Here is a 24,751-nt window from a genome sequence, read left to right on the forward strand (position 1 = left end):
AGTCATTGTTACAATTTTCCTTTTTATATATTATGAAGAGGATTTGATGATTCAGATTTTTGTACATTTTGTTTGAATACGAGGTGAAACTGTATGCTAGGATATACCCGGCTAGTTATGTTTGTTCTCATTTGTATTGTGTATGCTCTGCAGGTTCCAAGTGGAGAGTTAGGGTTGCAAATATTTGTTTGTGCGGCCTGTTTTATTTATGTTGTAAATCATTTTTTACTTATGATGCTGCATAACGGAGAGCGGCGGATATTTTTTATACTATTATCTAATGGGATTGTAACAGCCATATTTGGATTCGTATTTCCGAAGATAGATTTGTATTTAATCTTATTTGGTGTGGATGCGGTAATTTTATTTATTAATGCTCAATCGAAAGTTATAGTCCGTTTTTTTATAGGTTTTTTCTTTATATGTTGGTTTGCTATTTTAATATATTCGTATCAATATTTTGGAGCGCTTGAAATTTGGGGGAATATTATTTCGTTTATGTTCGTTGTATTTAGTGCTCTTGTTGGAGGGTTAATAAAAAAACTAACATTAGCTCGCCAAACAGTAGATGAACAGTATGAAAAATTGAATTCATCACATGAAGCACTTCAAGAAGCACATGAGCAATTGCGGCTATATGCAAAAGAAGTAGAAGAATTAACTGCAGTTAAAGAACGAAATGATATTGCACGTGAAATTCATGATACAGTCGGTCATAATATGACGGCATTACTTGTTCAATTACAGCTTGCTGAGGAGTTGTTGAAACAGAAATCAGATCAAACTGGAGCAGTTTTGCAAACATGTCATGAGTTAGCAAGGAAATCGTTACAAGAAGTAAGAGCATCGGTTCGAACTTTGAAAGAAGAAGAGAATGCAGGGGATTTAGTTGGTAATATTAGGCGGATGTTAAGTGAATTTTCGAAGGTAACAAATGTGAGGACGACATTTAAATTGCAAGGTGATCCAATCATCATTCCATTGTCACTGCATCCAACAATATTGCGTATTATGCAGGAGTCATTAACAAATGCAAAGCGTCATGGTAAGGCAGCTACATGCGAAATCATGCTTTCTTGTTTGGATGGAAAGGTGCATTTATCTATTTCTGATGATGGAACAGGTGTAAATGAAGTGAATCCAGGTTTTGGACTTATCAATATGAAAGAACGTGTAGAAGAACGCGGTGGAATGATTCGGTTTGAAAGTGAAAAAGAGAAAGGGTTTCAATTAAAAGTGGAGTTCCCACTTCGAGAAAAGACGTGGGTAATAGGGGGAACGGTATGATTCGAATTATGATTGTTGACGATCAGTCGTTAGTTTGTGATGGATTAGCGATGTTATTAAATTTACGCCCAGAGCTTGAAGTGGTTGGAACTGCAAATAACGGGATGGAAGCTGTGCAAAAAGCTGAAGAATGTCAGCCTGAAATTATCTTAATGGATATTCGCATGCCTCATACAAATGGTGTAGAGGGAACACGTTTAATAAAGGAACAGTTTCCTAACATAAAAGTACTGATGTTGACCACCTTTAATGATAGTGAACTTATTTTTGAAGCACTTGAACAAGGAGCAAGCGGCTATTTATTAAAAGATATGGCGACAGATACAATTGTGCAGGCAATATTGACTGCACATGCAGGCGGAGTTGTACTTCCTCAAGATATAACCGCTCAAATTGTAAAAGAATTGAAGAGAACGAAAGTAGATCATATTGCTGAGCAGCGTGTTCCAGAACAAATAGGACAGCTAACAGAGAGAGAAATAGAAGTGTTGCGGGAACTAGGATACGGATTAAACAATAAAGAAATCGCGGAGAAATTATTTATTACAGAAGGAACAGTAAAAAATCATGTTTCCAATATTATTAGTAAATTGGAACTTCGCGACCGAACGCAAGCAGCTATTTTTGCTGTACGATACGGTGTGGCAACTTACATATGACTTTTGGCATAGAGAAGTATGAAAAAGCAGCAGATAATGCTGCTTTTTTATTATGTATTCTCTATCTAAAGAGAGATGGAAATGTGATGGAATTCTTTTACAATCAGAATGAGATTACATTAAAGGGGTTGAATCGACATGTTAGTCGTAGATCATATTACAAAATCCTTTGGGAAAAAAGAGGTTGTGAAAGGTGTATCATTTTCGATTGAGAAAGGGGAAACTTTTGGATTACTTGGTCCAAATGGTGCAGGAAAATCAACAACAATCTCCATGATTTGCGGGCTCTTTCCATATGATAGCGGGGATATACGCGTTGGGGGGAAATCGGTGAAGGAACATCCGATGGAAGCGAAACAAAAAATTGGTATTGTTCCACAAGATATTGCTTTATATCCTACACTTTCAGCTAAAGAGAATTTAATTTTCTGGGGGAAAATGTATGGACTGAGCGGTGCAGAGGCAAAGAAACGTGCAGATGAGGTACTAACATATGTTGGTCTAGAAGACCGGGCTAAAGATAAAATCGAAACATTTTCAGGCGGTATGAAACGCCGTGTAAATATTGGTGCAGCACTTATGCATGAACCTGAACTATTAATTATGGATGAACCGACAGTTGGAATTGACCCGCAATCACGGAATCATATTTTGGAAACAGTGAAAAAGTTAAATGAAAAGGGAATGACAGTTATTTATACGAGTCATTACATGGAGGAAGTTGAATATTTATGTGAACGCATTGCAATTGTAGACCATGGCAAGGTAATTGCACTTGGAACGAAAAGTGAACTATGCAATCGTCTTACAGATGGCTTTATGGTGAAGCTGCAGGTTAATCGTTACAATCAAGAATTATTGCAGAAACTACAAGCACTTCCTGTTGTAGAACGTATCGTAGTCGATGAGGATTCTAATACCATTGATATTGCTCTCATTAATGGTGATGCAGTTGGTATGGTCGTTTCAGAGGTTGTCGGAAATCGTGTGCAAATTGCAAAGCTTGAAGTACAAGAGCCAAATTTAGAGGCACTCTTTTTACAACTAACTGGTCGTTCACTTCGTGATTAAGGAGGAGAGGATATGAAAAGTTTTATTATCGCATGGAAAGATTTTAAGATACGTTTTACGGATCGGCGTGGCTTCATGATGATGTTACTTATGCCGCTTTTATTAACAGCTATTTTAGGGTCAGCTTTAAGTGCGGTCCTAGATGAAGGCGGATTACCGAAAACAGTAATTGGATACTATCAAGAAGATGAAGATACGTTTGCTACTATGTTTCGAACAGATGTATTAGAAGCAAAAGAAATAAAAGATGATGTGAAAGTCGAGAAGGTTTCTTCGCGAGACGACTTAGAAGATATGTTGAAGAAGAAGAAGGTTGACGTTGGAATTATGATTCCGAAACAGTGGAGTGAACATATACAAGAAGGAAAGTTAAAAGAAGTTGAACTGCTTACGGATCCTGCGAAAGACATACAAGCTAAAATTGCAGATTCATTCATTCAATCTTTTGTTGAACGAGCACAAACGGTAGCCTTTGCTACAAAAAGTGTGGTAACGGATTTGGCGCAATCTCAGCAAGGAAATGTGCAAGAAGTAGCAAAAAATATGGGAACGGACCTACAAACTATTGCAACTTCAAATGAAAATGGAATTAAAAAAGGCACAATTGGTAAGAAAACAGTTGTGGCTATGCAGTACTATGCTGCAGCGATGTTAGTTATGTTTCTCCTATATAACGTAACAGTTGGTGCAAAATCAATTGTAGGAGAACAAAGAACAGAAACGTTAGCAAGGTTGTTAACGACACCGACAAGTTCTTATTCTGTTTTGTTAGGTAAATTTTTCGGAACATTATTATTCGCATGTATTCAATTTGGCGTATTTGTCATTGCAACCCATTATGCATTCGGTGTGAATTGGGGGGATAACATTGTACAGCTTATTGCAGTGGGAGTTTCCTATGCAATTTGTGTGTCGGGCTTATCGATGTTGATTGCTGCATTTATTCGAGATGAAAAAACAGCAGATGTTATGGGCGGGATTGGTATTCAACTGTTAGCGGTATTAGGCGGTTCTATGTTACCAATTTATGCATTCCCAGATACATTGCAAAAGCTTGCTAATATTGCACCAAATAAATGGGCGCTTACGAGTTTTCTAGATATTATGTCAGGAACGTCTTGGAATACATTATTACCAATTATTTTAAGTTTATCTAGTGCTGGCATCCTTTCCGTCATCATTGGAACATTACGGTTGCGTACTAGATAGGAGGAGAGAGCAGTGAAAAAAATTTGGGCGCTTTGTTCACTAGAGTTAAAGCAAATATTAATGAAGCCGCAAAGTTATTTTCTTATGTTAGGTATGCCAATTCTTTTTACATTAATTTTTGGTGGGCTTCTAGGTGGAGGTGGTAATGATAAGGTGAAAATTATTTTGGTTGATGAAGATCAATCAAAATTGTCAGCTTCTTATTATGAATCATTAACGCATAGCAATCTTGTGAGTGTGGAAAAAGGATCATATGAAGAGGCAAAGAAGAAAATTGAAAACAAAAAAGCCTCTGGTATTGTAACAATCGGGAAAGACTTTCAAAAGCAAATGTTAGACGGAAAAAGTGATAAAGTTCTATTTCAATCTAGTGCTGATTTTACAGGGGGAGCTTCTGTAGAACAAGCGTTGGAGAACACGTTGAAAAAAATGGAAGTGGAAGTAAAAGGTGCGAATGCATGGAGTCAAAATAGCGGAAAGTCTTGGGAGACAATGTATGACAACATTCATACAAAAGCGGAACCTGTTCATATTCAAAAAGAATCTATTGTAACGGGCCAGAAAGCGATCAACTTTGTATCAGCTAGAGCAGCAGGATTTTCAATTTTATTTGTAATGATTGTTATGCTTAGTGCAACAGGAACGATTTTAAAAGTGAAGCAGATGGGTGTGTGGCATCGATTGTTGGAAACACCTGTTACGAGAGCCCAAGTACTAGCCGGATATATTCTTTCATTCTTTCTAATTGGTTGGTTTCAATTTGGAGCGCTTATGATATTAACGAATCTGTTATTTGATGTGCAGTGGGGAGATATGTTAGGGCTTATCGTTCTTGTCTCGGTGCTGCTGCTTGCCGTAATCGGTTTAGCTTTATTGTTAGCAAGTGTTGTGAAAACGACAGAGCAACAATCGGCGTTAGGAAATATCGTCATTATTTCAACTTGTATGATTAGTGGACTGTATTGGCCAATTGAAATAGAACCTGAGTTTATGCAAAAGATTGCTAACTTTGTCCCACAAACATGGGCAATGCGTGGTTTTACAGAACTAATTGCTAGAGGAGGAACACTGGCAGATATAACAGGATATATTGGCGTGTTACTTCTGTTTGCTGGTATCTTCTTTGTCATCGGTTTAACAAGAATACGTTATGATTGAACAAAAAGAAAGCAGAATTTACAGCCTTGCGCGCTGAATTCTGCTTTCTTTTTGTTTTTCTTCTGATGGCCCAAGTGAAATGATAATAGCAATCCCGAACATGAAGAGAAACACTAAAAAGAGGACGAGTGTCGGGAAGAAAGGAAATAAGAGTAATGCTCCTAATATAACGAGCATTAAACAAATATAGTTCAAAACATCTAGGAATAACTTGTCCATGTTTTCTCTCCTTTATTACGAATCTGTTATTATCGTATGCTCGCTCTATCAATAATAGAATAATTTTTTAAGTGGGATTTTTTATATGTTGTTAAAAAACATACATTTTGGAAGACATATACTAGGGCCATTGTTTATCAGTAAAGTGGGAGTTTATTATTTTTAAAGGTAATATTTTAAGCTAGCAAATCTACCTGTAGGTTGTTGTTTTCATACAAATATAGTCTATCTGTGAAATGAAAAGATAAAGTGTTTTTTGAATTTTGCTATAAATCCGATGAATGTTGTATTTTTTTGTCACCTTGTTACAATAAATATTGTAACTATTAGATTATATTTCTATGAAAAGGGAGTAAGGTGAAAAGTATATGTTAAAAAAAGCCATGGCTGTGGCTTTGACGTTAAGTTATGTTATAAGTCCAATACATAGTTTAGCAGAAACACAGCAAGCACAACCGTCAGCTGGACAACAAGTGGTAGAGAATAAGACAGCATCAGGAAATGTGACTACAAATGAGACGTCAATAAGTCAAACGCAGAGTAGTTTACTGCAAACACCACAGCAAAATGTTGGCTGGGTAAAAAAAGACGGTAACTGGTACTATGTCAACAAAGATGGTAAGTTTTACACTGGCTGGTTACAAGATGGTGGTGCATGGTACTATCTGCAAAGTAATGGCGTAATGAAAACAGGCTGGTTGCAATTAGGAAGTACATGGTACTACCTACAGGATAGCGGTGCGATGAAAACAGGCTGGTTGCAACTAGGAACTGCATGGTACTACCTACAGGATAGCGGTGCGATGAAAACAGGTTGGTTGCAATTAGGAGATACATGGTACTATCTACAAGGTAGTGGTGCGATGAAAACAGGTTGGTTGCAATTAGGAGATACATGGTACTATCTACAGAGTAGCGGTGCGATGAAAACAGGCTGGTTACAAGAAGGTAATAACCGATATTACTTGCAGAGTAATGGAGCAATGAAAATAGGCTGGCTTGTAGATGGCGATAAAAAGTATTATCTACAAACTAATGGTGTAATGAAAACAGGGTGGCTAACTGAAGGAGACAAAAAATATTATTTCCAAGCAGATGGCACAATGAAAACAGGTTTGATTGTAGATGGAGATAAGAAATATTATCTTAATCCAGATGGAACGTTAAAAACAGGCTGGGTAGTAGATGGCGATAAAAAGTACTATTTACAAGCGAACGGTGTAGCGCAAACAGGTTGGTTCCAACAAGATAATAAATGGTATTACTTTGATTCAAATGGTGTGATGCAAACAGGCTTTGTAAAAGTTAACGGTGTAACATACTATTTGGACAATACAGGTGTTAGGCAGACAGGTTGGATTGTAGATGGTAATAAGAAGTACTATTTCCAAGCAGACGGCACAATGAAAACAGGTTGGTTGCAACTAGGGGATACATGGTATTATCTACAAGCAGACGGCACAATGAAAACAGGTTGGCTGCAACTAGGCAATACATGGTACTATCTACAAGCAGATGGCGCAATGAAAACAGGTTGGTTACAACTAGGGGATACATGGTACTATTTACAAGGTAACGGTGCCATGAAAACAGGTTGGCTTCAATCAGGAAATACATGGTACTATCTGCAAAGTAACGGAGCCATGAAAACGGGTTGGTTACAATACGGAAGTGCGTGGTATTATTTCCAAAATGATGGCACAATGAAAACAGGTTGGATTGAAGTAGATGGAAAGTGGTATTACTTTGATACAACTGGTGCTTGGATTGAAAATCCAATTTTATTCGGAAAAACAATTGTTGTAGACGCTGGACATGGCGGATATGACTCTGGAACATTATATGGAAGTACATATGAAAAGAATATTGCATTGTCAGTAAGCTTAAAGTTACAGAAAGTATTAGCAAATAGCGGTGTAAATGTGGTTATGACACGTGCAACGGATATTTTTATTCCATTAGCAGATCGCGTTCGTATTTCAAATGATAATAAAGCTGATATTTTTGTAAGTATTCATGTGAACTCTGCAGACGCTACAACTGCAAAAGGAATTGAAACGTTATATAATCCTAACCATCCAAAAAATACTCAAGCTTATGCATTAGCAAGTGCTGTGCAGAAATCTTTAATTGCAAACACAAATGCTACTGATAGAAAAGTGGTAGAGCGTCCAGAACTTCGCGTATTACAATCGGATAATCAAGCACCACCTATTTTAGTAGAAACAGGATTCCTATCTAATACAGAAGAGAGATTAAATTTAGTTTCTGATAACTATCAAAATAAGCTTGCGCAATCTATTTTTGAAGGAATTCAAAATTATTTTTCTAAATAACATATTTTATGAGAAAAGGAGAAACCAGTTTAATGGTTTCTCCTTTTCTATTATCTTTATTTTGTTTTTTGTAAAATGTGTTGTTCGATTGCATAAGCTACGCCATTTTCATCGTTTGTAGCTGTTACAATGTCACATAGTTGTTTGACATTGTGTTCTGCATTTCCCATCGCTATTGATAAACCTGCCACCTCTAACATTGGGACATCATTAAAGTTATCTCCAATGGCAACAGTATCTTGTAAAGGAATATGAAAATGTTTTGCCATTTCTTGCAATCCATTGCCTTTATGGCCATGTTTATCCATAATCTCTAAGTTTGTTGGGGCGGAAGCTGTCACCATAATTGCCGCATCTTTCTCTAAAGATTGTAGCAATTGTATACGCTCCCCTTTATTGAATGTAAGGATAAAAAATTTTGAAATTTCAATGGTTGAGTCAGATATTACATCTTCAATACTTTGAAAAGTTGTAATTAAATTAGCCTTTAGTTGTTTCTCGGTAATTCGCTCAATCTCTTCAATTGTAACATCAAGGAAATCTTTGTTTAGCTGAAAAGCTTTTGCTACTTGTTCTTTCCAATTATACGGTGCATATACCCCTTTGTTTGTATAGAGTTTATACGGAAATCCCTCAAATTCGAGTTTTTTTGCAATTTCATATACTTTTTCTTTTTGCAAATTGCGCGAATGAATTACTTTTCCATCGGCATATACCACTGCCCCATTACTAGCTCCTAGAGGAAGAGATAAACGGTATTGCTCAAGCAGTTTTAAAATATCTTCTTTTGCTCTGCCGGAACAAATCATAACGATATGTCCTGCTTCTTCAGCATTGCGTATTGCTTCTAAATTTTCCTGGGAGATTTCTAGATTGGATGATAAGAGCGTACCATCCATATCAAGTGCGATTAATTTCAAGTTGATCACCTCTTTGTTTCAATCATACTAAATTAAATGTTATATCGAAACTGTTACATTGTTGTTACATAAATATAATTCATTTGTTTTGACCACTTAATATGTTTGAGAAGGTCAAAATACGAGGGATATCGTTTATCTACGCCTTATATTTATTGAAAAAAACATAATAATTTTTATAGCAACTATTGCTTAAATAAAAAAGTTATGTTACATTAATGTTACAAACATTACATTATATGATTCAATATGACATTAAGTTAAAAACTATAAATAAATTATTTCTTGGGAATTTAATATAAAGATTAATAAAAAGGAGAATGGGAGTAATGGAAAATAGAGAAGTATTACAACTAACAAAAATGGATTTACTAGGATCAGCAGGAGTAGCAACAGCATTAACAGCGCTTATCGTATTTCTTTCAAGTGCTTTAGTATAAATCATAGTAATTTTTGTACATAGTAGAGCGGAAAACTATTACAAAGTGCAAGCCATATAGAAATCTATAAAAAGGAGAATGAGAGTAATGGAAAATAGAGAAGTATTACAACTAACAAAAATGGATTTACTAGGATCAGCAGGAGTAGCAACGGCATTAACAGCGCTTATCGTATTTCTTTCAAGCGTTTTAGCATAATTCATAGTAATTTTTGTACATAGTAGAGCGGAAAACTATTACAAAGTGCAAGTTATATATAAATCTATTAAAAGGAGAATGAGAATAATGGAAAATAAAGAAGTGTTAGGATTAACAAAAATGGATTTATTAGGATCAGCAGGAGTAGCAGCAGCATTAACAGCACTTATCATGTTTCTTTCAAATGCTTTAGTATAATTTAAATCCTTTGTAAATTTGAACGTGAATGGAAAGAGGGACTTCGAAACAACGAAGTCCCTCTTTGCGTTTTTCTTGAGTTATCAGTAAAGAGCGACTGATGGAGGTTTCACTTTATCCCGCTCTAACAAGCGGTATGTGGGGGATATTTCATGAAGAAAAACCGCCTGTAAGAGCCCGATTGGTTCAACTAACCATCGTAAAGAGTAACTGATGGGAGTTTTATTTTATATGATATAGGGAGAAAAGCAGAAAAAAGTCGAATTTTCTATGTAAGAAAAAGGGAGGTATTTGGCGGAAAAAATAGAAAATTTAAAATTGACAAAAATAATTGCGGGTGCAATTTATTTTTTACTTATGTTTGGAAGCGTTTTCGGTTTTGGGAGAAATAATTGGAAAATTATATTACAGGGGGATGAGGAATTTATGGAACAAAAATCTATGGATACTTTAGCGGCACAAATGGAGGATTTTTTCCCAGTACGTGATGTTGATCATTTAGAATTTTATGTTGGTAATGCAAAACAAACAAGTTATTACCTTGCGAGAGCATTTGGTTTCCGTATAGCTGCATATTCCGGTTTAGAAACAGGAAACCGTGATAAAGTATCTTACGTACTTATACAAAAAAATATGCGTTTTGTTGTGTCAGGTGCTTTAAACACGAATAGCCGTATTGCTGAGTTCGTGAAACAGCACGGCGATGGTGTAAAAGATGTAGCGCTTCTTGTAGAAGATGTAGAGAAAGCATATGCAGAAGCTGTAAAGCGCGGTGCAGTTGCGATTGCTCCACCAGAAGTGCTATCTGATGAACATGGAACAATTAAAAAGGCAGTCATTGGCACATATGGTGATACAATTCATACGCTTGTAGAACGTAAAAATTATAAAGGTGCGTTTATGCCAGGATATGAACCATTAGAATCCACTATTCCTTTTGAAGAAACAGGATTAATTGCTGTTGACCATGTTGTGGGTAATGTTGAAAAAATGGAAGAATGGGTAAGTTATTATGAAAATGTAATGGGCTTTAAACAAATGATTCATTTTGACGATGATGATATTAGTACGGAATATTCTGCTTTAATGTCGAAAGTAATGACAAATGGAAGTCGTATTAAGTTTCCAATCAATGAACCAGCAGAAGGGAAAAGAAAGTCACAAATCCAAGAGTATTTAGAGTTCTATAACGGAGCGGGTGTACAGCATCTTGCGTTATTAACAAATGATATTGTAAAAACTGTTTCTGCACTTCGTGCAAACGGTGTGGAATTTTTAGATACGCCAGATACGTATTATGAAGAATTAACAGCACGTGTTGGTCAAATTGATGAGGAAATTGAAAAATTAAAAGAGCTGAAAGTCCTTGTAGATCGTGATGAGGAAGGTTACTTATTACAAATTTTCACAAAGCCAATTGTGGATCGTCCAACTTTATTTATTGAGATTATTCAACGTAAAGGATCAAGGGGATTTGGTGAAGGAAACTTTAAAGCATTATTTGAATCGATTGAAAGAGAACAGGCGCGCCGAGGAAATCTATAAGGTGAAACTTAGTGATTCCAAGTTGATGGCTAGTTGAATCAAGCGGACTCGTATTGAGATCTATCTTCTTTGACTTGTCAGGAAATAGATAGGCATTATGCTGTCCGTTAGAGCGGGATAACGGTTAGGAGAGATACTCCTTCCGCCCGTGGTTTTACTTTCAAAGCGAGGAGAGAAAACGATGAAGTTTATTACATTTCGTCTTCCTTCACAAGAAATGAGAGCCGGTTGGCTTGAAGGTGACAAGGTTATTGATATGCATATAGCAAGTGGAGGGATACTTCCCTCTACAATGATTTCTTTTTTAGAGAAATCAGATGAATATATGGAAATAATTCGTAAGATGGGTACACCAACGAGCGGTGCTTATCATATTACGGATGTACAGCTTTGTGCGCCTTTACCAAATCCAGGGAGTATTCGTGATTTTTATGCTTTTGAACAACATGTAAAAACAGCGCGTGGCCGCCGCGGTTTAGATGTTGTTCCAGAATGGTATGATATCCCGGTTTTTTATTTTACAAATCATCGTGCTGTTATTGGGCCGGAAGAAGCTATTTTGTGCCCGAGCGCAACAAGGAAACTTGACTATGAGCTAGAGATTGCTTGTGTCATTGGTAAAGAAGGTAAAAATATCTCGCGTGAACACGCTCATGAATATATTTTTGGCTACTGCATTATGAATGATTGGAGCGCTAGAGATTTACAGGCGCATGAAATGAAGGTTGGGCTTGGACCAGCAAAAGGAAAAGACTTTGCTACCTCACTTGGACCGTATATTGTGACGAAAGATGAGTTAGATGTATATCAAAGCGATGATCGTTACAATTTAGAAATGACAGCTCATATTAATGGAGAACAATGGTCAAAAGGTAATTTTCAAGATATCTATTATACATTTGCTGAAATGATTGAACGAGCATCCAAAGATGTTACGTTGTATCCAGGGGATATACTTGGTTCTGGTACAGTTGGAAGTGGCTGTATTTTAGAGCTGGGAACAGAGAAATGGCTTAAAGCTGGTGATGTGGTAGAGTTAAAAATTACTAGCTTAGGAACATTGCGTAATACGGTGAAAGCAGAAAAGAAAGCGGGGGATGAGCATGTATTATCGTCGCATGGGGGAACTTCCTCGTAAACGACATGTACAATTTCGTAAACAAGACGGGTCGCTCTATCGTGAGCAAGTAATGGGGACGAAAGGTTTTTCTGGTACACAATCTATTTTGTATCATCATTACATGCCAACTGAAGTCGGTCATGCTTCTTTAGCTCAATCTTGTCATATGCAGTATGAAGAAGATGCGGCGTTAGCGCATCGTCATTTTCGTACGAAAGAATATAGAAAAACAGGAGATGCCGTGAACGGAAGGAATTTTCTATTAGGAAATGAAGATCTAATAATCGGGGTCGTAAATCCGACGGAGAAAATGGATTATTTTTATCGCAATGGCGATGGAGATGAAATGCTATTTGTTCATTATGGATCGGGGAAAATTGAGACAATGTTCGGTACGATTCATTATCGAAAAGGAGATTATATTATCATTCCAATCGGGACGATTTACCGTGTAATCCCTGAAGCTGGAGAATCGAAATTCCTCGTTGTTGAAGCAAATAGCCAAATTACTACACCGCGTAATTATCGCAATGAGTATGGACAATTATTAGAACATAGTCCATTTTGTGAGCGTGATATTCGTGGCCCAGAAACGTTAGAAACGTATGATGAAAAAGGTGACTTTGTTGTGATGACAAAGTCTAGAGGCTATATGCACAAGCATGTTTTGCAGCATCATCCGTTAGATGTTGTTGGGTGGGATGGTCATTTATATCCATGGGTATTTAATATTGAGGATTTTGAACCTATTACAGGGCGTATTCATCAGCCGCCGCCAGTACACCAAACATTTGAGGGACATAACTTTGTCGTTTGTTCATTCGTTCCGCGTCTATATGACTATCATCCAGAAGCGATTCCGGCACCGTATTATCATAGTAATGTAAATAGTGATGAAGTTCTCTATTATGTAGAAGGTAATTTTATGAGCAGAAAAGGTGTGGAGGAAGGTTCTATTACGCTTCATCCAAGTGGTATTCCACATGGGCCGCATCCTGGGAAAACAGAAGCTAGTCTTGGTAAAAAACAAACTATTGAACTAGCTGTTATGATTGATACATTCCGTCCACTACGCATTATAAAACATGCACATGAGATGGAAGATGAACAATATATGTATAGCTGGCTAGAACGAGGCTCATATACTGTATAAGGTGAATGCCTATTATGTACGAAAAACAAAACAAGCACACTCATAAATGAGTGTGCTTGTTTTAATAAAAGAATCGACATTATATAAAATATCAAAAATACTCATAAAATGATATAAAAATATAACTATAGGATTTGCTTACTTCTATTTTACTATAACGATTAGTATGGTAACTTACCGCAACATGTTTCGTACAAAATCTCTATTTATTACAAAATATGATTTTTTTATTAAATTCGACAGAAGTTATTGACGAAAAAAGATGTAATAAGTACAATAAAAATAAATATTAAAATTTTCAGAAAATTATAAAATGTCGAGGTGCAGAGTATGAAGCAAATCTTTCAAAAAAAGCCACTGACACAACTGTTACAAGAAGGAAGTCAGAAAAAATTAGATCGAACATTAGGGGCATTAGACTTAACCATGCTAGGAGTAGGAGCGATTGTCGGAACAGGGATCTTCGTGCTGACAGGGGTCGTTGCTGCGAAACATTCTGGGCCTGCCGTTATTTTATCGTTTGCATTAGCTGCACTAGTTTGTGCCTTTGCTGCCTTTTGTTATGCTGAATTTGCTTCCAGCGTACCGGTATCTGGTAGTGTGTATACGTATACATATGCAACGATGGGAGAGGTATTTGCCTTCTTAATTGGATGGGATTTAATGCTTGAATACTTATTAGCGACATCAGCTGTTGCTAATGGATGGTCAGCTTATTTTCAGTCTTTATTAAATGGATTTGGAATTCATATTCCCACGATTTTAGCTTCTGCTCCAGGGGCAGGAAAAGGTGGAATAATTGATTTACCAGCTGTTCTTATTATTTTAGTTATGACTATTCTTTTATCACGAGGTGTTCGTGAAAGTGCCCGCGTAAATAACATTATGGTATTCATTAAATTAGCCGTTGTACTATTATTCATCTTCGCTGGATTTAAATACGTAAAACCAGACAACTGGACACCGTTTATGCCGTTTGGCTTTAATGGTGTAATGGTAGGTGCAGCGACAGTATTCTTTGCTTTTATTGGTTTTGATGCTGTTTCAACGGCAGCGGAGGAAGTAAAACGTCCGCAGCGTGATTTACCGATTGGTATTATTGCATCACTATTAATTTGTACAGTCCTATATATTGCGGTTTCACTTGTTTTGACAGGTATTGTACCGTTTGGTCAATTGGATAGATCAGATCCAGTAGCATTTGCGCTTCAATTTATTGGACAAGATGGTTTGGCGGGTGTTATTTCGGTAGGTGCTATTACAGGCATTACAACCGTTATGTTAGTTATGATGTATGGTCAAGTACGTGTATCGTATGCAATGAGCCGTGATGGTCTATTACCGAAACGTTTTTCCAGAGTACATCCGAAGTTTAAAACGCCATTTTTAAATACGTGGATAACAGGTATTGTAGCAGCTCTTATTTCAGGGCTTGTTGATCTAAGTGTATTGGCTCACCTTGTGAATATCGGAACTCTATCTGCATTCGTACTTGTTGCAATAGCAGTTATTGTAATGCGAAAAACACATCCGGATTTACCGCGTGCATTTAAAGCGCCGCTTGTACCATTTTTGCCATCGTTAACAGTAATTTTCTGTCTATACTTAATGCTTCAATTACCAGCGATTACATGGGAAAGTTTTGGTATTTGGTTGGCAATTGGAGTTATAGTGTATTTCTTATATAGCAAAAAGCATAGTGCATTAAATAAAGAAAAAAATGATCAAAAAACTGTGAATTTATAAGTAAAACGCCGTTCTTACCCAAAAGAACGGCTTTTTATTTTTGAAAATTTACATTTTTCTAAAATTGACATAAAATGAGAGGTGGTCGATAAAAGGGGTGGAAATATGAAGAAGACATGGCAAGAGTTAAAGGGAATGGATCGCAATGTTTGGATTCGATTTATTGGAGAAACATTAAACGGAATCGCAATGATGATGTTAATGCCATTTTTTGCATTATATTTAAAAGATAAAGTGGATTCACTACTAGAAGTGGGAATTATTATGGCGCTGTCTCCTATTGCAGCAAGTTTTGGTTCCCTTATAGGGGGACGAATTGCAGATATTTATGGACGAAAGCCAATTATGATATTTTCAATGGCTAGCAATGCGGTTTTAATGCTTGGTTTCTTATTTATAGATGGTTTTATACCGTATGCCATCCTATCTATTTGTTTAGGGCTCAGTAATTCACTGTTCCATCCAGCAGCATCCGCTATGGTAGCGGATGTAACAGAACCTGAAAAGCGAACAGAAGCATATGGTTTGCTGCGGATGGGGCATAATATTGGAGCGGCAATTGGGCCAATTCTAGGTGCTTCGGTTGCACTCCTTTCTAAAACTGTTATTTTTATTATCGCATCGTCCTCTATGTTATTCTATGCGCTGCTAGTTTTACTGCTTATTAAAGAAACAATGCCAAAAGGTGCAGTAAAACAAATGAGTGAAGGAGAGGGAGCGAGACAATCTGTATGGAAAGTTGTGTTTCAAGATAAAATTTTACTGATCTACTTATTAGCCGGAATTGTTATTTCGATGGGGTTTTCACAAACAGAAGGTATGCTTCCGCTTCATTTTGATAATGAAATGAAGGGGATATTTGGAGTGAATAATCCATTTCCTTATTTGATGGCAGTAAATGGACTTTTGGTTGTTTTGTTTCAATTTCAAATTTCGAAATGGGCGACAGATAAACCGGTAGGGAAAACAATGCTGTATGGTGCTTGGTTGTTTGGAATAGGTCTTCTTGCCATTGGTTGGCTTCCGAAGTGGTTTGGAGGAGCTGGGACGAATGCCACTGTAGTTCTTGTTACATTACTAATTGTATATGCAATTTATACATTAGGAGAAATGGTTATGTCCCCTGTGCAAATGACGTTTGTAGCAAATTTAGCGCCAGAACATTTACGAGGCACGTATATGGGCGCAGCTAGCTTACAATGGATTACAGGCAATGCGTTTGGCCCTTTACTGGGTGGTATTTTACTCGATCGTTTGTTGGGGCACGTTTTATTTACGATTTTAGGGATTGGATGTGTGATAGCAGGACTTGTTTACATATCATTAGATCGACTTGTAGAACAAAGACAAAAGGATAATGTGGTGAAACAAACGTCATAGGGTTTTCATCATACACGAATAGGTTCCTTTTTTCATATTATTAGGTATATAACTAGAAAAAATGTTTCGTCAGCCTGGTTATTTTAAATAGGAACTACCTATTTTCGTAAAAAGTGCTACAATAGAAAAATGAAAACAGACGATTAGGGTGATTTCATTATGAAAATTAAATTAGGTTTATTATATGGTGGAAAATCAGCAGAGCATCAAGTTTCTTTACAAACGGCTCTTGCTGTTAGCAAAGCGTTAGATCAAGAAAAATTTGAGGTTCATCCAATTTATATTACTGAACAAGGACAATGGGTGCGCGGTGAGCGTATTGAAGGTGAAGTAAAAAGCGTTCAAGAATTGCAATTGAATGGAGAAGAAAATGCAATTTCTCCTTTATCATTAAGTTCAGAGATTATCCCGATGGCAGCTTCTGATAAAGAGAATGCAATCGATGTCATCTTCCCGTTATTACATGGACCGAATGGTGAAGATGGAACAGTACAAGGCTTGTTAGAACTTATGAATATTCCATATGTAGGAAACGGTGTGTTAGCATCGGCTGCAGGTATGGATAAAGTTATTATGAAAAATGTTTTCGCAGAAGCGGGATTGCCACAAGCAAAATATGTTTCGTTTATTCGCAGTGTGTGGGAAAAAAAACGCACAACAGCGTATGAAAAAGTTGAAGGAACATTAGGCTATCCATGTTTTGTAAAACCAGCAAATCTTGGCTCAAGCGTTGGAATTAATAAATGCAAAAGTCGTGATGAGTTAGAGAATGCATTTGAAGAAGCGTTCCAATTCGATCGTAAAATTATCGTAGAAGAGAATATTATCGGTCGTGAAGTGGAAATTGGTGTATTAGGAAACGATGAACCGAAATGTTCTGTTGTAGGCGAAATTGTGGCGAAAAAAGAATTCTATGACTATAAATCAAAATACATTGATGGCGATACAGCAATGGTTATTCCTGCCGAAATTACAGAGGCGGAATATGAGAAGATTAAAGAGTATGCGATTCGTGCATTTCAATCTTTAGATAGTGCGGGATTAACGCGTGCAGATTTCTTCTTAACGAAAGATGGCGATGTATTTATTAATGAAGTAAATACAATGCCAGGATTCACACCTTTTAGTATGTTCCCTCTTTTATGGGAAAATACGGGATTGCCGTATCCAGAGCTTATTCAAGAGCTAGTACGTCTAGCGATTGAGCGTCACGATGAAAAACAAAAAATTAAATATACAATCTAACAAGAAAGGAGAAGCACTATTCAAATGAATAGTGTTTCTTCCATGTAAGGAGTGTTTTTGTATGATACAAAGAATAATGAAGCAAATTGAGCAAATGGTATGTGGAACTGGCTTAGCAGAGCAGTGGAATGATGTAGCTATAAAAGGTGTTTCCATTGATACAAGAAAGGTTGAAAAAGGAAACTTATATATCCCAATTCAAGGAGAACGTTTCGATGGTCATGCTTTTGTGGAGAAAGCAATAGAAGGTGGTGCAGTTGCAACACTTTGGAAGAAAGGTGTACCAAACCCGCCAGCAAATTTACCGGTTATTTTTGTAGAAGATACATTACAAGCGCTGCAAACATTGGCGAAGAGCTATCGCGACCAGTTAAACGTGAAAGTGGTTGGTGTAACAGGTAGTAACGGGAAAACGTCAACGAAGGATATTGTGACAAGCTTACTTGGAGCGAAATTTAAAGTGCAAAAAACAGAAGGGAATTTTAATAACCATATTGGACTTCCTTTGACGATTTTAAATTTAGAAGAAGATACAGAAATGGCTGTATTAGAGATGGGTATGTCAAGCCGCGGGGAAATTGAATTTTTGTCAAAGCTTGCTCGTCCTGATGCAGCAATTATTACAAATATTGGAGAAGCGCATTTAATGGATTTGGGTTCTCGTGATGCAATTTCAGAAGCGAAGCTAGAAATTGTCACAGGCTTACAAGATACTGGTGTATTTGTTTATAATGGAGACGAACCATTATTAACTACACGCGTACCAAGCATGAACTTACAAGCAAAGACAATCACGTTTGGTGATGCAAGAGCGAACGATTATCACCCGGTATCCGTAAAAGTAGAAGCGACAGGTACACAATTTACGATGAATCAAGCGCAAAATGTAGTATTTTATTTACCCGTTCTTGGGAAGCATAATGTATATAATGCATTAGCATCAATGGCGGTTGCTGAATTTTTCGGTGTAACATGGGAAGAAATGAAACAAGGTTTAATGAATTTGAAAATGACAGGCATGCGTATGGAAGTTTTAAAAACAGATGCAGGATTAACGATTATTAATGATGCATATAACGCAAGTCCGACAGCGATGGAAGCGGCGTTCCATTTAATGAATGAACTAAATGGATTTTCTAAAAAAATTCTTGTACTTGGCGATATGCTAGAACTTGGTGACCAAGAAGTACAATTTCATTATGAAGTTGGAAAATTAATTGATCCAGCTCGTATTGCATATGTATTTACTTACGGTACGCTTGGGGCACAAATGGCAGAAGGTGCAAGAATTAATTTTCCTAGTGAACGCGTGAAAGCTTATGACAATAAAGAAGAACTTGTTAAAGATTTAAAAGCAGTCGTTGATGTGAAAGATGTTGTATTAGTAAAAGCATCTCGTGGAATGAAATTAGAAGAAGTTATTGGGATGATAAAGTAAAGCTTTTATTAGTAGGTAGCTTATTGCCCGCTAATATGGGATAAAATAAAGAAGCGCTTACAACAAGAGGATGGAAAGCCTATATGTAAAATAGGAGAGAGTTGGGTTTGCTTTTTACACATACAAAACTTATAATTGATATGGTGTAATAACGTTGTAGAGTATTTTGGTGATAAAGGTAGGCCCGTTTATATACGTGAACATAAGGGAAAGGGCATTTTCCGGAAACACGGAAAATGTCTTTTTTGAATGGATAGTTAGGATAAATACTCCTGCCACTTGAAAGTTATAATTGTTTGAAGTGGGGGTTTCTAGCGTGACAGGCATTTTTGCTCGGCGCTTGGCGTTAGTGGAGTTGGGAGTGATTTCCGCCTAACCCCTCTATCCCGTCGATAAATTTTTTGGGACTACTTTTGTCTAGCTTTACGTTTGAATGTCTTATATGGCGCATATTTTTGTTGCGGCTTTCTACATTCAGTTTTCAAAAGCTAGTTTTATTATAATTGTCAGGCAATCTTGCGATGATGATGCATTTTGTCTGAAGAAGACTTAGTCCAACCTTACTTGTATATCCTGTGAATATTAGAAGAAGGAATAATCTGGGCTATTTTAGATAGAAAAGGAGAAGTAACATTGACAACATTTCGAGAATTAGGATTAAGCAGTTCTTTGCTAAAGTCTGTTGAAAGCATGGGATTTGAAGAGGCAACACCAATTCAGGCAGAAACAATTCCAGTAGCCTTACAAGGTGACGACATCATTGGTCAAGCTCAAACAGGTACAGGGAAAACAGCTGCATTTGGATTACCATTATTAGAAAAAGTAAATACAAATCAAGATACGGTTCAAGGTATCGTTATCGCGCCAACTCGTGAGTTAGCAATTCAAGTGGGTGAAGAGCTATACAAAATTGGTCAGCATAAGCGCGTTCGCATTTTACCAATCTATGGCGGTCAAGATATTAACCGTCAAATCCGTGCGTTGAAAAAAGGTCCACACATTATCGTGGGTACGCCAGGACGTATTTTAGATCATATTAAACGTAAAACACTTCGTCTGCAAAACGTAGAGACAGTTGTTCTTGACGAAGCAGATGAAATGTTAAACATGGGCTTCATTGAAGATATTGAAGCAATTTTAACGGATGTGCCTGAAACACATCAAACATTATTATTCTCAGCAACAATGCCAGACCCAATCCGTCGCATTGCTGAACGCTTCATGAGCGAGCCTAAACATATTAAGGTTAAAGCTAAAGAAGTAACAATGCCAAACATTCAGCAGTTCTATGTAGAAGTGCAAGAGAAAAAGAAATTTGACGTGTTAACACGCTTATTAGATATTCAATCTCCAGAGCTTGCAATCGTGTTCGGTCGTACAAAACGTCGCGTTGACGAATTATCAGAAGCATTAAACTTACGTGGTTATGCAGCAGAAGGCATTCATGGTGATTTAACTCAAGCGAAGCGTCTTTCTGTATTACGTAAATTTAAAGAAGGTTCAATCGAAGTTCTTGTTGCAACAGACGTAGCAGCGCGTGGTCTTGATATTTCAGGTGTAACGCATGTATATAACTTCGATATTCCACAAGATCCAGAATCATACGTACACCGCATCGGTCGTACGGGCCGTGCAGGTAAAACAGGTCTTGCGATGCTGTTTGTAACACCGCGTGAAACGGGTCAATTAAAAAATATTGAACGTACAACAAAACGTAAAATGGATCGTATGACTCCGCCAACGTTAGATGAAGCTTTAGAAGGACAACAACGTTTAATCGCTGAAAAACTTCAAAGCACGATTGAAAGTGAAAACTTATCATACTACAAACGTATTGCAGAAGAGCTGTTAGAAGAGCATGATTCTGTAGCGGTTGTAGCAGCTGCTTTAAAAATGATGACAAAAGAGCCGGATGCAACGCCAGTTTCTTTAACATCAGAACCACCTGTAGTTTCAAAAGATCGTTCTAGAAATAGAAACGGAAGTGGAAATGGAAGAGGTGGATACCGCGATGGTAACCGTAATCGTGAAGGCGGTCGTAATCGCGATGGTAACCGCAATCGTGGAGGTCGTAAAGGAGAAGGCCAAGGTCGTGAAGGTCGCTCTGGAGCTCCTAGAGGACGCGGTGGCGAAAGAAAGCACACAAGCCGTAAGCCACAAGCTTAATTAAATTCATAGAAAAGAGACAGTCTTTTTCATAAAGGCTGTCTTTTTTTGTTTTTTTAGTTGGGTATACTACATAGAAACTTGTCTTGGAAAAGAGGAAATGAAATGCTTGTAAAGCTTGGGTATGTTGCAATGAGTGTCCATTTAAAGAATGCTTCTCCTTCGCAAACAATGACATACACGCAGTTTCAGCGAATACAGGACCGGGAAGCGGCAATTAGAAAATTAGAAAGGATTTCTAATTCTAATTTAGAGAATTGTCTTCGTTTGTTAAAACATAATTATGGACATGGTGTCTCATTTTTTCGTTTAAGTTCGAAATTAATTCCTTTAGCGAATCATGAGGCGTTGTTAGAATGGGATTATATAAAGCCGTTAAGAGAAAACTTAAAACAACTTGGAGAATATGCAAAGCGTCAAGGAATGCGAATTGATTTTCATCCCGACCATTTTGTCGTGTTAAATTCATTACATCCTCCGATTTTAAAGCAGTCCGTGAAAACATTGCAGATGCATGGGAAGTTGCTAAAGGGAATGAGGATTGATAGAACGCATCGCTGTGTTTTACATGTTGGAGGTGCGTATGAGGATAAGGAGAAAGCACTAGAACAATTTATTGAAAATTGGTCTCTTGTTCCAGTGGGAATTCAAAGGATGATTATGTTAGAAAATGATGATACAACATTTTCTTTAAAAGAGGTGCTGTATTTAGGTGAAAAACTTGGAATCCCAGTGGCTTTTGATTTGCATCATCATATGGTGAATCATGACTTTGGAGAGTGGGAGACTGATTGGGAACGTGTTGTGCGAACGTGGGAGCAATCTCCTTTGCCAATTAAAATGCATATTTCTAGTCCGCGGGAAGGAAATGATCCAAGAGCGCATGCGGATTTTATTGATTCCAATCAATTTTCTTCTTTTTTGCAACATATAAAAGGTAGTGTCTCAGAAATACATTGTATGATAGAGGCAAAACAAAAAGACGAGGCACTCTTTCAGTTGATGAGAGATATGAAAGATAAGGCTGGGGTAGAGATAGTAGATGGTGCAAGCTTTTTTGTAAAGTAAGCTGTGCACCATCTATTTTTTTATGAGTAATGGACCTAAGCAAGCGCCCGTGAGCAATCCGAAGAGATGGCTGATCGAGTTTGTTGTTTTATCGGCAAATGTAAACGCTAGGAGAATGGATAAAATAACAAAAAAAAGGAGAGTTTCTTTTTTTCTATTTGGACGGTATTGCATATAGAATATGTAAAGCTGCAGACCTAATAATCCAAAAATAGCACCTGAAGCTCCTGTATGAGCATACTGGATTGGCAGTATAAAGTAAGAAATGATATTTCCAGTGACTCCAGATATAAGAAACGTAAGTGAAAATCGAATGCTCTGCAGTTGTTTTTCTAATGAAAAACCGAGTGCTAAGCAGCAAATGCTATTGGATAGAAAATGAGAAAACGTTGTATGGATAAATAATGAAGAAATAATTCGCCACCATTCCCCTTCAGCGATACAATCATTACAGGCGATTCCAATAGGTATTACCTTATTTCCTAATAATAATAAAACAAATTGTATGACAAGTAATGTAGTAGTAATCGGAGGGAAAGAAGTAAATGGGTATTTTAATGGCGTATTCATATCCCCACTCCTTTCGCTGTTAACGGATTGTCTGTTATTCTTACAATATGAAAATGAGAAAGAAAATAGAAGGAAGGAACGTAAGGATATGATTGTAGGAATTGGAATCGATATTATTGAAATTGAAAGAATTGAAAAGATGATAGAGGGGCAGCCGAAATTTATAGAGCGTATTTTAACAGAAAAAGAGCGTCAAGCAGCAAGTTTGTTAAAAGGAAAGAGGCGTAGTGAATTTGTTGCAGGACGCTTCGCTGCAAAAGAAGCGTACTCGAAAGCTCTTGGTACTGGAATTGGAAAAGAGGTTAGCTTTTTACATATTGAAATCACAAATGATGAAAGAGGAAAACCGGTTTTATTTGCAAATACAAATTATACCATTCATCTTTCGATTAGCCATAGCCGAGAGTTTGCCGTGGCACAAGTCATTTTAGAAAGCTCGTCAAGCTAGTCTGCATATTTCCTATATTTGTCTCATATATTTGAGTAGCGTCAAGGAAGAGGTTTTCTTCCACTTACTTATCGAGGCAAAGGGGCTGAACATATGAAAAGGCGGCTAGTTTTGTTTATTGTCGGTTTGTTAACCGTTTTTCTGTTAGCGGGCTGTATGGAGAAGAAGAAGGAAGATGTTGTGCAAGATTTAAATGAAAGAGTAAAAGATATGAAAAGCTATCAAGCAGAAGCGAAGCTATCGATTAAAACAGGAAATGAACCGCAAGTATATGATGTTGAAGTTTGGTTTAATAAACCCTCGTATTATCGCGTGAATTTGAAAAATGCAAAAAAAGATCAAAGCCAGATTATTTTACGAAATGATGAAGGTGTATTTGTTCTTACTCCGTCTTTAAATAAGAGTTTCCGCTTTCAAAGTGATTGGCCGCAAAATAGCAGCCAAGCATATTTATATGAATCACTTGTAAAGGATATTTTGAGCGATAAGGATCGTTCGTTTAAGAAAACAGACAAATATTATGTGTTTGAAACGAAAACTAACTATCATCATCAAAATATGTTGCCAAGGCAAGAAATTACATTTAATAAAAAAGATTTAGCGCCTGTTTCAGTGAAATTAATGGACAATGACAAAAATATTCTTGTGCAAGTAGATTTTTCTAAAGTGAAGTTTGATACAAAATTTGATAAAGGTGCGTTTGATACGAAGCAAAATATGTCTAGAGCGCAAGTGGATGTACAAACGACAGCCCAAGGAGAGAAGCCGTTTGCTGTATTATACCCAAGTGATACGCCACAAGGTATGACTTTAAAAGAGGAGAAAGAATTTAAGACAGACAGTGGTAAACGTAGTATTCTTACGTACACTGGCAATAAAACGAGTTTTACATTAATACAAGAAAAAGCGAAGGTAGCACCAACTATCGCATTGCAAAATATGAGTGGGGAGCCTGTTGATTTAGGTTTCGCAATTGGTGCATTAACAAAAGATTCTGTTACATGGTCACATAATGGAGTCGAGTATATGCTTGTATCAAAAGGTTTGAAACAAGATGAATTGTTAATGATAGCTCGCTCTGTGACTCAAAAACAAGTGAAGTAAACGATTAAAACGTGGTGGCTATAGTGTACACCACGTTTTTTATCCCGCTGCTTTTGGGCGGCAGGCCCCTACT

At 37.0% G+C, this 24,751-nt stretch carries 23 protein-coding genes; 20 read left to right on the forward strand and 3 right to left on the reverse strand.

The genetic code is table 11. The annotated features are described in order from the left end of the window. The first annotated feature begins 93 nt into the window (after window positions 1-93). The 5 genes from ACFQZ1_RS11410 to ACFQZ1_RS11430 all read left to right on the forward strand — a co-directional run bounded on the left by ACFQZ1_RS11410 (window position 94) and on the right by ACFQZ1_RS11430 (window position 5,384). Entirely contained in the window at window positions 94-1,287 is a 1,194-nt protein-coding gene (locus tag ACFQZ1_RS11410) for a sensor histidine kinase (RefSeq protein ID WP_377882303.1), read from the forward strand. Further along, window positions 1,284-1,946 carry a response regulator gene (locus ACFQZ1_RS11415; protein ID WP_377882305.1) on the forward strand — a complete coding sequence of 221 codons (663 nt, stop codon included), beginning with the start codon at window positions 1,284-1,286 and terminating at the stop codon, window positions 1,944-1,946. The genes ACFQZ1_RS11410 and ACFQZ1_RS11415 overlap by 4 nt, the downstream gene beginning before the upstream one ends. A 138-nt stretch (window positions 1,947-2,084) precedes the next feature. After that, window positions 2,085-3,017 (forward strand): ABC transporter ATP-binding protein, encoded by a 933-nt coding sequence (locus ACFQZ1_RS11420; RefSeq protein ID WP_377882306.1) that lies wholly within the window; start codon window positions 2,085-2,087, stop codon window positions 3,015-3,017. Between the two features lie 12 nt (window positions 3,018-3,029). After that, on the forward strand, window positions 3,030-4,226 hold the full coding sequence (locus ACFQZ1_RS11425; protein WP_377882307.1) for an ABC transporter permease: 1,197 nt from the start codon (window positions 3,030-3,032) through the stop codon (window positions 4,224-4,226). Between the two features lie 12 nt (window positions 4,227-4,238). Next, window positions 4,239-5,384, forward strand: a complete 1,146-nt coding sequence (locus ACFQZ1_RS11430; RefSeq protein WP_377882308.1) for an ABC transporter permease — start codon at window positions 4,239-4,241, stop codon at window positions 5,382-5,384. 18 nt (window positions 5,385-5,402) lie between these two features. Here the strand turns inward: ACFQZ1_RS11430 and ACFQZ1_RS11435 are convergent, their stop codons facing one another. Further along, window positions 5,403-5,603 carry a hypothetical protein gene (locus tag ACFQZ1_RS11435; protein ID WP_377882309.1) on the reverse strand — a complete coding sequence of 67 codons (201 nt, stop codon included), beginning with the start codon at window positions 5,601-5,603 and terminating at the stop codon, window positions 5,403-5,405. Window positions 5,604-5,971: 368 nt separating this feature from the next. Here ACFQZ1_RS11435 and ACFQZ1_RS11440 point away from each other — a divergent pair, with 368 nt between their 5' ends. Continuing rightward, the gene (locus tag ACFQZ1_RS11440) at window positions 5,972-7,939 is read left to right on the forward strand and encodes an N-acetylmuramoyl-L-alanine amidase (RefSeq protein ID WP_377882310.1); all 1,968 of its coding nucleotides are present in this window, start codon (window positions 5,972-5,974) and stop codon (window positions 7,937-7,939) included. 56 nt (window positions 7,940-7,995) lie between these two features. Here ACFQZ1_RS11440 and ACFQZ1_RS11445 read toward each other — a convergent pair whose 3' ends face one another. Then, on the reverse strand, window positions 7,996-8,859 hold the full coding sequence (locus ACFQZ1_RS11445) for a Cof-type HAD-IIB family hydrolase (protein ID WP_377882311.1): 864 nt from the start codon (window positions 8,857-8,859) through the stop codon (window positions 7,996-7,998). A 329-nt stretch (window positions 8,860-9,188) separates the two neighbouring features. On the opposite strand from ACFQZ1_RS11445, the gene ACFQZ1_RS11450 reads away from it, so the two are divergent. The 12 genes from ACFQZ1_RS11450 to uvsE all read left to right on the forward strand — a co-directional run bounded on the left by ACFQZ1_RS11450 (window position 9,189) and on the right by uvsE (window position 22,556). Next, a complete protein-coding gene (locus ACFQZ1_RS11450) occupies window positions 9,189-9,299 on the forward strand; it encodes a DUF3948 family protein (RefSeq protein ID WP_377882312.1) in 111 nt (36 codons plus the stop codon). An 87-nt stretch (window positions 9,300-9,386) separates the two neighbouring features. Next, entirely contained in the window at window positions 9,387-9,497 is a 111-nt protein-coding gene (locus tag ACFQZ1_RS11455) for a DUF3948 family protein (protein ID WP_377882313.1), read from the forward strand. Window positions 9,498-9,584: 87 nt separating this feature from the next. Continuing rightward, complete coding sequence (locus ACFQZ1_RS11460; protein ID WP_377882314.1) at window positions 9,585-9,695, forward strand: DUF3948 family protein; 111 nt, start codon at window positions 9,585-9,587, stop codon at window positions 9,693-9,695. A 426-nt stretch (window positions 9,696-10,121) separates the two neighbouring features. Further along, a complete protein-coding gene (hppD, locus tag ACFQZ1_RS11465; protein ID WP_377882315.1) occupies window positions 10,122-11,240 on the forward strand; it encodes a 4-hydroxyphenylpyruvate dioxygenase in 1,119 nt (372 codons plus the stop codon). 181 nt (window positions 11,241-11,421) lie between these two features. Next, window positions 11,422-12,378, forward strand: a complete 957-nt coding sequence (locus ACFQZ1_RS11470; RefSeq protein WP_377882316.1) for a fumarylacetoacetate hydrolase family protein — start codon at window positions 11,422-11,424, stop codon at window positions 12,376-12,378. After that, entirely contained in the window at window positions 12,344-13,513 is a 1,170-nt protein-coding gene (locus ACFQZ1_RS11475) for a homogentisate 1,2-dioxygenase (RefSeq protein WP_377882317.1), read from the forward strand. Before ACFQZ1_RS11470 ends, ACFQZ1_RS11475 begins: the two co-directional genes overlap by 35 nt. Window positions 13,514-13,843: 330 nt before the next feature. Next, the gene (gene bcaP, locus ACFQZ1_RS11480; protein WP_377882318.1) at window positions 13,844-15,259 is read left to right on the forward strand and encodes a branched-chain amino acid transporter BcaP; all 1,416 of its coding nucleotides are present in this window, start codon (window positions 13,844-13,846) and stop codon (window positions 15,257-15,259) included. Between the two features lie 105 nt (window positions 15,260-15,364). Beyond that, window positions 15,365-16,639, forward strand: a complete 1,275-nt coding sequence (locus ACFQZ1_RS11485) for an MDR family MFS transporter (protein ID WP_377882319.1) — start codon at window positions 15,365-15,367, stop codon at window positions 16,637-16,639. A 156-nt stretch (window positions 16,640-16,795) separates the two neighbouring features. After that, window positions 16,796-17,884, forward strand: a complete 1,089-nt coding sequence (locus tag ACFQZ1_RS11490; RefSeq protein WP_377882330.1) for a D-alanine--D-alanine ligase — start codon at window positions 16,796-16,798, stop codon at window positions 17,882-17,884. Window positions 17,885-17,945: 61 nt separating this feature from the next. Continuing rightward, on the forward strand, window positions 17,946-19,322 hold the full coding sequence (locus ACFQZ1_RS11495) for a UDP-N-acetylmuramoyl-tripeptide--D-alanyl-D-alanine ligase (RefSeq protein WP_377882320.1): 1,377 nt from the start codon (window positions 17,946-17,948) through the stop codon (window positions 19,320-19,322). A 633-nt stretch (window positions 19,323-19,955) separates the two neighbouring features. Beyond that, complete coding sequence (gene cshA / locus ACFQZ1_RS11500; protein ID WP_483861718.1) at window positions 19,956-21,488, forward strand: degradosome RNA helicase CshA; 1,533 nt, start codon at window positions 19,956-19,958, stop codon at window positions 21,486-21,488. A gap of 105 nt (window positions 21,489-21,593) precedes the next feature. Then, window positions 21,594-22,556 carry a UV DNA damage repair endonuclease UvsE gene (uvsE, locus tag ACFQZ1_RS11505; RefSeq protein ID WP_377882321.1) on the forward strand — a complete coding sequence of 321 codons (963 nt, stop codon included), beginning with the start codon at window positions 21,594-21,596 and terminating at the stop codon, window positions 22,554-22,556. A gap of 12 nt (window positions 22,557-22,568) precedes the next feature. Here the strand turns inward: uvsE and ACFQZ1_RS11510 are convergent, their stop codons facing one another. Continuing rightward, the gene (locus tag ACFQZ1_RS11510) at window positions 22,569-23,126 is read right to left on the reverse strand and encodes a rhomboid family intramembrane serine protease (RefSeq protein ID WP_377882322.1); all 558 of its coding nucleotides are present in this window, start codon (window positions 23,124-23,126) and stop codon (window positions 22,569-22,571) included. 88 nt (window positions 23,127-23,214) lie between these two features. Here ACFQZ1_RS11510 and acpS point away from each other — a divergent pair, with 88 nt between their 5' ends. Both acpS and ACFQZ1_RS11520 read left to right on the forward strand, forming a co-directional pair. Continuing rightward, on the forward strand, window positions 23,215-23,574 hold the full coding sequence (gene acpS / locus ACFQZ1_RS11515; RefSeq protein ID WP_377882323.1) for a holo-ACP synthase: 360 nt from the start codon (window positions 23,215-23,217) through the stop codon (window positions 23,572-23,574). 156 nt (window positions 23,575-23,730) lie between these two features. Further along, a complete protein-coding gene (locus ACFQZ1_RS11520) occupies window positions 23,731-24,678 on the forward strand; it encodes a LolA family protein (RefSeq protein ID WP_377882332.1) in 948 nt (315 codons plus the stop codon). Window positions 24,679-24,751: the final 73 nt, after the last annotated feature.

Source organism: Bacillus sp. CGMCC 1.60114 (assembly GCF_042676365.1).
In the GTDB taxonomy this organism is placed as follows: Bacteria; Bacillota; Bacilli; order Bacillales; family Bacillaceae_G; genus Bacillus_A; species Bacillus_A rhizoplanae_A.